The organism is Mycobacterium sp., from assembly GCF_050701675.1.
In the GTDB taxonomy this organism is placed as follows: Bacteria; Actinomycetota; Actinomycetes; order Mycobacteriales; family Mycobacteriaceae; genus Mycobacterium.
Genome location: NZ_JBOGDD010000904.1, coordinates 1 through 9,575 on the forward strand (window position 1 = coordinate 1; position 9,575 = coordinate 9,575).

The window sequence follows — 9,575 nt, forward strand, 5'->3', positions numbered from 1 at the left end:
GACCCGGAGACCATCGACGGTCCGGTCGGCGTGGTGATCCTCGCGGTCAAGGACACCCAGAACGCTGCGGCGGCGACCTGGCTCGAGCGACTGTGCGACCAGAACACCGTCGTGTGCGTTCTGCAGAACGGCGTCGAGCAGGTCGAGCGCGTTGGCAAGTACTGCCCGTCCTCCACCGTCGTGCCGTGCGCGGTGTGGTTCTCGGCTCTCACGCAGCCCGAGGGCTGGGTGCGGTTGCGGACGCCCGTCCGCCTGGTCGTCCCCGACGACCAGGCCGCACGCCGTCTTGCCGACGTGTTGCGTGGGCCGTCGCTGACGGTGGAGTGCGCTCCCGCATTCGCCGACGATGCCTGGCGCAAGCTGCTGACCAACGCCGTGGCGGGCCTGATGGTGCTGACCGGCCGCAAGTCGGGCATGTACCGACGCGATGACGTCGCCGCTCTGGCCCGTGCCTATCTGGCCGAGGGGCTCGCCGTCGCGCGGGCCGAGGGAGCCCACCTCGACGATGACGTAATCGATGAGGTCGTCGGCATGTTCACCGGGATGCCAGAGGACCTGACGACGTCGATTCTCACCGACCGCGAGCAGGGCCGACCGCTCGAGTGGGACGTCCGCAACGGCGTCATCGCCCGCAAGGGTGCCGAACACGGGCTCGCGACGCCCATCAGCGACCTGGTGGTGCCGCTACTCGCGGCGGCCAGCGACGGACCGGGCTGACGTGGGCGCCCGTCAGATCAGATTGCGGATCGCCATCGCCATGGCGAGCGACAGCCGGGTTCGCGGATCGTGCACGTCGGCGCCGGTGAGCTCGGTGATCCGGGCGAGTCGATGCTTCATGGTGTTGTAGTGGATGTACAGGTTGCGCGCTGCCTCAGCGGCGTTCCCGTACCCGAGATAGGCCTCGAGGGTGGCGCAGAGCTCGGAAGAGTCGCGCTGATCCTGCGCGACGAGTGCGCCGACGTTGCGATCGACGAAGTCCACCAGCATGGGGCGGGGCGCGGTGAGGAGCAACCGCTCGAGATCGAGCTCGTCGAAGCGGGCAGTCTGCATCCGAGTCTGGACGGCGATCCGAAGGGCCTCCCTGGCGGTGCTGTGGCTCGTGGCGAGTTGGGCCGGATGACCGGCAGGCGATCCCACGGCCACCGTGACATCGGCCGCGCCGACGTCGGCCAACGCGGCACGCCAGCGGGCCGCGAGCAGGTCCAGGTAATAGTGCGGAACCACATCGGGCAGTGCGACGAGCGCGACGACCTCACCGCCGCGCGGCCACGCCAGCGACCCATTCGGCAGGGCGACACTGGCGGCCTTCTGCACGGCGGCGTCGGTGAGTTCGCCGGAGCAGCGGGTCAGCAGAATGACTCGCTGCCCGGCCACATCCCATCCGAACAATCTGGTGCGCTGCTGCAGGGTGGGTTCGTCGAAGTTGCTGCCCGAGACGAGTTCTTCGAGGAACAGCACCCGCAGCCGTCGGTCCAGCTCCACCCCGGCCAGCACCTGGGCGATGTGCATACCGGCCGCGAAACAGGACTGCCGGATCAGCCGCCGTTGCGCGAGACTGGGCTCGGGCTCGCCGTTGACGAGGATCCGGCCGCGTGGCGTTCCCGCGACGGTGATCGGAAAGACCCACGGGGTCAAGGGTTCCGCCGGATCGAGGCTGGTGCCGGCGAAGGTGTCACCGCCCTCGTCGGGACTGGCGTGTCCGAGAGGTTGCGCGTCTTCATCGACGATGAGCACCTCACGATCGAGCGCGCCGGCGAGGGTGCGGGCGATCTCCTCAAGACCGCCGCCCGCGAGGGCGATACCGGTGAGACGCTCGCGGATCGCCTCCGCACCAACGGGTTCGGCGTCGTAGTCGGCTAGCACCACCGCCAGCACCGCGCCGATGATCTGCTTGAACGACGTACCGTCGGGCAGCACGATGACCGGAAAGCCCAGCCTGTCGGCCTCCTCGCCGAGCCGATCGGGAAGCTGGCCGAGGTAGCGCACCGGCGTGATCGCCAACGCCGCCAGGCCGCGTTCGGTCAGCGTGGACAGCATCTCGACGAGTCGCTCGGGATGTTCACGCACCGGATAGGCGCTGGTGAGCAACAACTCCCCCCGCGCCACATACGCCTCGATGTCGGGAACTTCCATGACATTCACGCCGGTAACGCCCCTGTCCAGTCCGCTGGCGCCGCCAAAGACGTACGCACCCTGCAGCGCAGGCAAAGTCAGCAGGTCGTTCACCGTGACGTTACTTATCTCGCGCTCCTTGTCCGATTAGGACACCGTCCGTTGAATTCGTTTGCCGATCTGGACGCTGCGTTCGGCGGCCTGTCGCACCTACAGTTCACAGCATGTCAGGCGCTTTTGGACAGGGTTCCACTCGCCACCGCACAACTACTTGCATCAGCACACTCGTCCATCTCGGACAGCTGACGCCGCTTCTCCCGTTCCGGGTTCACGCATGACGGTCACGGATTTCCTGGTGCTGCCGCGTCTCTACCGGGACTCCGTCACGCTGATGGCATTGGCCGGCTCGGCTGAAAAGCTGCCGGGCGTTACGCGCGTCGGCGCAGTGCTGGGCACGCCGGCGAACATGCGGGTCCTGGCTCAGTCCGACATGCTCCCGCCGGACGTCGAGGCCGCACCCGATGATCTCGTCATCGTCGTGCGAGCCGATGACGCGGCGGCGGCGGCACGAGCGCTGGAGGCCGTGCAGGACGGGTTGCACGGCGTCGATCATGGTGAGACGCCGACGCATTCCACCGTCCCGCGCACGGTGGCCGAGGCCATCGCGCACCGGACGGATCTCACCATCGCGGCAGTGTCCACACCGGGTCCCTACGCTCCCGTTGTCGCCGAACAGGCGTTGCGGCGCGGCCTGCACGTGTTCTGCTTCTCCGACAATGTGACGCTCTCCGACGAGGTCCGTCTGAAGCGGCTGGCGCTCGATTCGGGTTTGTTGATGATGGGCCCGGACTGCGGCACCGCCATCATCGACGGCGTTGGGCTCGGATTCGCCAATGTCGTCCGGCCCGGGCCGGTTTCCATCGTCGCCGCATCGGGCACCGGCGCCCAGGAGATCTCCTGTCTGCTCGACGCCGTCGGCTGCGGCACCTCACAGCTCATCGGTGTCGGTGGGCGTGACCTCACCGCGGAGGTCGGCGGCCTGATGAGCGGGCATGCGTTGGATCTGCTTCGTGACGACCCCCAGACCGAAGTCGTGGTGCTGGTGTCCAAACCACCCGCACCCCAAGTGGCGGAACGGATCCTGGCTCAGCTCGCTGCGCTCGGCAAACCCTCCGTGGCGTGTCTGCTGGGGGTCCCCGACGACGACGGACCGGTCCGGGTGCGTGGCACGCTGGAGGGCGGCGCACAGGCGGTGGCCGAGTTGCTGGGCACCTCACTGGATGTCACCGATGACGTGCCCGTGTCGACACCGGACACCGTTCCCCGCGGTGTTCTCGGCCTCTACACGGGAGGCACACTGGCGGCCGAGGCTGGACTCATCCTCAGCCGGGTCGGCGTGCATGCCGAGATCATCGACCTGGGCGGTGATGAATACACCGCTGGGCGCCCACATCCCATGATCGACCCGTCCGAGCGCACCGACCGGATCATCGCCGCAGCAGAGCGCCACGACGTCGGGATCCTTCTGGTCGACGTCGTCCTCGGCCACGGTGCGGCCGCAGACCCGGCCACTCCCCTGGCCGCTGCGGTGCGCCGGGCGCGTGACATCGCCTCGACTGACGGTCGCACCCTCTTGGTCATCGGTTCGGTCTGCGGTACCCGCGACGATCCCCAGGGAATCGACGGCCAGCGCCGCATCCTGCGCGATGTGGGTGTGGTGCTTCATGATTCCAATGCCGCAGCCGCGCGCCACGCCGCATTACTGGCCGCACCTGTGCGGGAGCCCGCATGATCACCGGCGGCGTCAGAGTGCTCAATGCGGGACTCCCGCTCATCGTGGATGGCGTCCCACCGGGCGACACCGTCCAACTGGACTGGCGGCCACCGGCATTCGGGGACGTCGCCGCGGCCAGCGCCATGGTCGATGTGGACACCGCGGCAACGCACGCCGCCAATCGGGCGGCCATCGCCGCCGTCCACGACGTCCGACCGCAACTGATCCGGGTCCGTTCGGCCCGCGCCGAGATACCGGCTCTCGCCGCAGGACGCACCCTGCTGCACGCCGGGCCGCCGATCGAGATCGCCAGGATGTGCGGGCCGATGCTGGGCGCCCTGGTCGGGGCCGTGATCCACGAGGGATGGGCGAAGGACCCGACGCAGGCCACCGCCATGCTGCACGGCGGCGAGATCGCAGTCGCCCCATGCCATCAGCATGGCGCGGTCGGGCCGATGGCCGGGGTCATCGCACCGTCGATGCCCGTACTGGTCGTCGAGGACGCCGGGCGGACCGCCTTCGCCACCCTCAACGAGGGCCTCGGCAAGGTCCTCCGGTACGGCGCCTTCGACGACGAGGTCATCGACCGACTGGCGTGGATGCGCGACGTCTTGGGCCCGACGTTGGACCTTGCCCTCGCCGCTGACGGTCCGGTCGACGTGACGTCCTTGATCGGCCAGGCCCTCGCCATGGGCGATGAGGGGCACAACCGCAATGTTGCCGCAACCAGCCTGCTGACCCGGCGGCTGGCACCGACACTCGCGGGCCTGCCGCGCGGTGCCGATGTGCTGCGTTTTCTGGCAGACAACGATCACTTCGCGCTCAACCTGTCGATGGCCTCGGCGAAACTGGCGATGGACGCCGCGGTCGGGTGGCCCGACTCGACGCTGGTCACGGCGATGTGCCGCAACGGTGTCGAGTTCGGACTGCGGATGGCCGCCACCGGTGACCGCTGGTTCACCGCACCTGTCGGCCCCGCAGACGGACTGTTCTTCCCCGGCTACGGCATCGATGACGCCAATCCCGATCTCGGCGACTCCGCCATCACCGAGACCCTTGGTCTCGGTGGCTTCGCGATGGCCGCCTCACCGGCGATCACCCAGTTCGTCGGCGGAACCCCCGCCGACGCGCAGGCCATGACCAGGTCGATGCGGCGAATCACGCTGGGACCGCACCCCGCCTATCCCCTGCCGCCGGCGAACTTCGCAGGCTCGCCCAGCGGCATCGATGTCATCAAAGTCCTTGACACCGGCATCCTTCCGGTGATCGACACGGGCATCGCGCACCGCGAGGCCGGAGTGGGCCAGATCGGCGCAGGCATCGTCACGGCACCCAGCGCGGTGTTCACCGCGGCCATCCTTGCGCTGGCGCAGGAGGCTTGTCGGCCATGAAACATGCTGTGATGAGACGTGTGGCACTGATTGCCATCGGCGGCAATGCCCTGGTTCTCGACGGTGAACCCGGATCGATTCCGCGGCAGCAGGAGCGGGCCGTGCAGTTCGCCGAGCAGATCGCCGAGCTGATCGCCGAGGACTGGACGGTGGTGGTCAGCCACGGCAACGGCCCGCAGGTCGGGTTCATCCTGCGCCGCGGCGAGTTGATCGCGCCCGAGGCCACCATCGAGGGACTGCCGGAGCTGCCGTTGTGGCTGGCCGTCGCCGATTCGCAGGGCGGGATCGGGCACATCATCGCGACCGCCATCGACAGTGCCCTGCATCGCCGGGGTCTGAACGCACGCGCCGCCGCGCTGATCACCCATGCCGAGGTCGACGCGGACGACCCGGCCTTCTCGCTGCCGACGAAACCCATCGGTTCCCAGATGACGATGGCTGTCGCCCGGCGGCGCACCGCCGAAGAGGGCTGGACGGTCAGTGAGACCTCGCCAGGCGTCTATCGCCGGGTCGTGGCCAGCCCGCGCCCTCGGGCGATCTTGGAGGCCGAACACGTCCGCACGCTCACCGCGGCAGGTGCCGTCGTCATCGCCTGCGGCGGTGGTGGTGTACCCGTCGTGCGCGTCGAAAGCGGTTGGCGAAGCACCGATGCCGTCATCGACAAGGATCGTGCGTCAGCCGTGCTCGCCGCCACCGTTGGCGTCGAGGTGCTGGTCCTGGTCACCGCTGTCGACCAGGTCTGTGTCGGATACGGCACCCCCGCCCAGCACGCGTTGGGCCGGATCACCGCCGACGAGGCGCGCAAGTACTTGGACGCGGGCGAGTTCCCGGCCGGGTCGATGGGCCCCAAGGTGGAGTCGGCCCTGCAGTTCCTCGAGAACGGCGGCCAGGAAGCGATCATCACGTCCCTTCCCCGTCTGCGGGAGGCAATGGCGGGCACCGCCGGTACGCACATCGTTGCAGAGGGGCCGCCATGATCGCCCCTGCAGCGGAGCTGCAATGATCACCGCTGCGGCACAGCCGTATCCATTCGCGTTTCCGGCGGAGCGAACGGCGTTGGTGTGCATCGACTTCCAGCGTGACTTCCTGGAGACCGGCGGTTTCGGCGAATCGCTCGGCAACGATGTGGCACGGCTGCGCAGCGCGATCGACCCGACCGCGGCCGTGCTGGCGCGCTTCCGTGCGCGGGGCTGGCCGGTGGTGCACACCCGCGAAGGACACCGACCCGACCTCAGTGATCTGTTCCCCGCCAAGCACGATCGGGGCCGACCGTCGCTGCGCATCGGTGCCGACGGCCCGATGGGGCGGCTGCTCGTTCGTGGCTCGGCCGGGCACGACATCATTCCCGAACTCAGCCCGGTTCCCGGCGAGGTCGTCGTGGACAAGCCCGGCAAGGGCGCCTTCTACGCAACCGACCTGGAGACGATTCTGCGCGCCCGTGGAATCACCCACCTGGTGTTCACCGGGGTGACCACCGAGGTGTGCGTGCAGAGCACCGCCAGGGAAGCCAACGATCGCGGGTTCGAGTGCCTGGTCCTTTCGGACTGCACCGCGTCCTACATTCCCGAGTTCCACGATTCGGCCCTGGCCATGATCGCCGCCCAGGACGGAATCGTCGGCTGGGTCACCGATTCAGCCGCCCTCTCCCACGCCATCGATGAGTACCTGATGTCCGATCTCGACCCACAGGAGTGCGACACATGACGAAACCCAATGCCGCATCGCCTGCGGTGTCGACGTCGACACCTGCGCGAGTCCGCTGGTGGACCAGCGGGGACTGGAACGGATTCTTCGGCCTGGGCACCGGCGTTCTACTCAACGTCGTGGTAATCACCGGGCTGTGTCTGACCGTCGTGCAGATCCCGCCCGAGACGGTCTACGGCCGCATCCTGCCCGCACTCGGCATCGCGTTGCCGCTCGGCAACATCTGGTACACGATCCTGGCCAGACGACTGGCCAAGCGGGAGAACCGAACTGATGTGACGGCCCTGCCCTACGGGCCGAGTGTGCCGCACACCTTCATCGTGGTGTTCGTCGTGATGCTGCCGGTGCTGTTGCAGTCCGGGGATCCGATGAAGGCCTGGCGCGCCGGGCTTGCCTGGGCGTTCATCATCGGCTGCGTCGTCCTGATCGGCGCATTGATCGGCCCGTGGATCCGCCGGATCACACCGCGGGCGGCCATGCTCGGCGCGTTAGCCGGTATCTCGATCACGTTCATCTCGATGTCGCCGTCGGCGCAGATGTGGCAGGCCCCGTGGGTGGCCTTCGTGGCACTGGCCTTCGTCCTGGTCGGCTGGCTCGGTGGCCGGAGGATGCCGTTCGGCGCACCCGCGGGCCTGCTCGCGGCACTCCTGTCGACTGCGGTGGCCTGGATCGCCGTTGCGCTCGGCTGGTCGGGCATCCTCGACCCCAGCGCGGTGTCGGAATCCCTGAGCGGCATCGCAATACATCTGCCCTTCCCAACCGGTGATGTCGTGACCGGGCTGTCCGATATCGCGCCGCTGCTGGCCTCGGCGATCCCGCTCGGCATCTACAACTTCACCGAGGCAATGAGCAACGTGGAATCGGCGGCCGCCGCCGGTGACCGTTACTCGATGCGGCAGGTGCTCACCGCCGACGGCCTCGGTGCGGTCATCGGATCGTTCCTCGGTTCGCCGTTCCCGCCTGCGGTCTACGTCGGCCATCCGGGCTGGAAGCAGGTCGGTGCCCGGATCGGGTACTCCCTCGCGACGGGTGTGGTGGTCGGGGTGGTCTGCTTCACCGGGATGGTCGGCGTGCTCCTTGCGGTCTTCCCGATGCAGGCGCTGTTCCCCATGCTGCTCTACATCGGTCTCATCATCGGGGCCCAGGCCTTCGACGTCAGCCCACGCCGCTACGCCCCCGCCATCGTGCTGGCCATCGTGCCGAGCCTCGCCGAATGGGCGACCGGGCTGATCGACAACTCGCTCGCGGCGGCAGGCACCGACGCCGCGACCGTCGGGATCGCCACCCTGGCCGGCAACGGTGTGGTCTACGACGGCCTCAAGCTGTTCGGCCAGGGGGCCGTGCTGGTGGGAATCCTGCTGGGCGCCATCGCCTGTTTCGTGATCGACCGCAGAATGTATGCGGCCGCCGCCACCGCCGCCCTGGCCGCGGCGCTGTCGTTCGTCGGGCTGATCAACGCCTACGAGTTCGGCATCAACGCCTCCCCTCAGGTCACCGTCGGCTACCTGTTCCTCGCGCTGATCCTGGCCGGCTTCGGCTGGCACGGACGTCGCGATGCCTCCACAGCTCTCGACGACAGCCTGCTGTTCGTCAACGGCACGTTGATGCGGGGGCTGGAGCTGCACGACAACCTCGCGGGCGCGGAATTCCTGGAGGAAACCACTACCGCCGACGGCTACCGGGTGCACAGCATCGACGACGTCCATCCGGGGATGTACCGGGCCGACGACGGCGAGGGCGGCAGCATCGCCGGGGAGCTGTACCAGGTGCCGTTGGAGGTGTTGCTCCGCGTCATCGAGGGCGAGCCGGACGGGCTCTACCGCGGGCCGGTGGAGCTTTCCGACGGCCGAGTCGTGCCGGGCATCCTGTATCGCCGCGACCTCGCCGAACGCCACCGCGACATCACCGAGTACGGCGGCTGGCGCACCTACCGCACGCAGAGCGAGACGATCACCCGCCAAGTGCTCTCGTCCGAACAGTGAGTGAAAGGCAATCCGTGCACATCAAATCAGTGGTGAAGACGAACACCTACGCAGACTCGATGTCCCTCATGGGGCTGTCCGCGAAGGTCAATGACCTGCCCTACGTCATCAAGGCGGTGATCGGCATGGCCACCGAGCTCAACAAGGGAGTGATGGGCGACGTCGGCCTGCTCACCCCCGAGGTCGAAGCGGCCACCTCGCGCGACCAAGTGCTGGTGGTCCAGTGCGCCACGGAGGAGGACTGCGACCTTGCGCTTGCGCAGGTGGAGGTGTTGCGGACCAGCCGGCCGCAGTCGAGCGAGGCCGTCTACTCGACCGCACGGCAAGCCTTCGAACAAGTCCCGGACTCGAACCTGGTGCTGATCTCGGTTCCCGGCGAATACGCGGCGGCCGAGGCCCGCCACGCACTGTCGGCCGGCAAGAACGTGATGATCTTCTCCGACAACGTGGCCGTCTCCGATGAGATCGAACTCAAGACCTACGGCCACGAGCACGGATTGCTGGTGATGGGGCCGGACTGCGGCACCGCCATCATCGCGGGCACACCGCTCGCCTTCGCCAATGTCGTGCCTCGAGGCAACGTCGGCATCGTCGCTGCGTCGGGTACCGGCT

7 protein-coding genes and 1 pseudogene are annotated in these 9,575 nt (G+C 68.2%); 7 read left to right on the plus strand and 1 reads right to left on the minus strand.

Annotated features, from left to right (window positions below):
* Positions 1-717 (plus strand): oxidoreductase (locus ACRDUX_RS27340; RefSeq protein ID WP_526418389.1); only part of this gene is annotated, 717 nt, incomplete at its 5' end.
* Positions 718-729: 12 nt separating this feature from the next.
* Here ACRDUX_RS27340 and ACRDUX_RS27345 read toward each other — a convergent pair.
* Positions 730-2,226 carry a PucR family transcriptional regulator gene (locus ACRDUX_RS27345; RefSeq protein ID WP_526418391.1) on the minus strand — a complete coding sequence of 499 codons (1,497 nt, stop codon included), beginning with the start codon at positions 2,224-2,226 and terminating at the stop codon, positions 730-732.
* A 220-nt stretch (positions 2,227-2,446) separates the two neighbouring features.
* Here ACRDUX_RS27345 and ACRDUX_RS27350 point away from each other — a divergent pair, with 220 nt between their 5' ends.
* The 6 genes and pseudogenes from ACRDUX_RS27350 to ACRDUX_RS27375 form a co-directional block, all read left to right on the plus strand.
* Positions 2,447-3,904, plus strand: a complete 1,458-nt coding sequence (locus ACRDUX_RS27350; RefSeq protein WP_526418393.1) for a hypothetical protein — start codon at positions 2,447-2,449, stop codon at positions 3,902-3,904.
* Positions 3,901-5,277, plus strand: a complete 1,377-nt coding sequence (locus ACRDUX_RS27355) for an oxamate carbamoyltransferase subunit AllG family protein (protein ID WP_526418395.1) — start codon at positions 3,901-3,903, stop codon at positions 5,275-5,277. Before ACRDUX_RS27350 ends, ACRDUX_RS27355 begins: the two co-directional genes overlap by 4 nt.
* A 20-nt stretch (positions 5,278-5,297) precedes the next feature.
* On the plus strand, positions 5,298-6,254 hold the full coding sequence (locus ACRDUX_RS27360) for a carbamate kinase (protein ID WP_526418397.1): 957 nt from the start codon (positions 5,298-5,300) through the stop codon (positions 6,252-6,254).
* A gap of 22 nt (positions 6,255-6,276) precedes the next feature.
* Positions 6,277-6,981, plus strand: coding sequence for a cysteine hydrolase family protein (locus ACRDUX_RS27365; protein ID WP_526418399.1), 705 nt, complete (start codon positions 6,277-6,279; stop codon positions 6,979-6,981).
* Entirely contained in the window at positions 6,978-8,963 is a 1,986-nt protein-coding gene (locus tag ACRDUX_RS27370; RefSeq protein WP_526418401.1) for an allophanate hydrolase-related protein, read from the plus strand. Before ACRDUX_RS27365 ends, ACRDUX_RS27370 begins: the two co-directional genes overlap by 4 nt.
* A gap of 32 nt (positions 8,964-8,995) precedes the next feature.
* A pseudogene (locus ACRDUX_RS27375) lies at positions 8,996-9,575 on the plus strand (acyl-CoA synthetase FdrA); the annotation flags it as partial.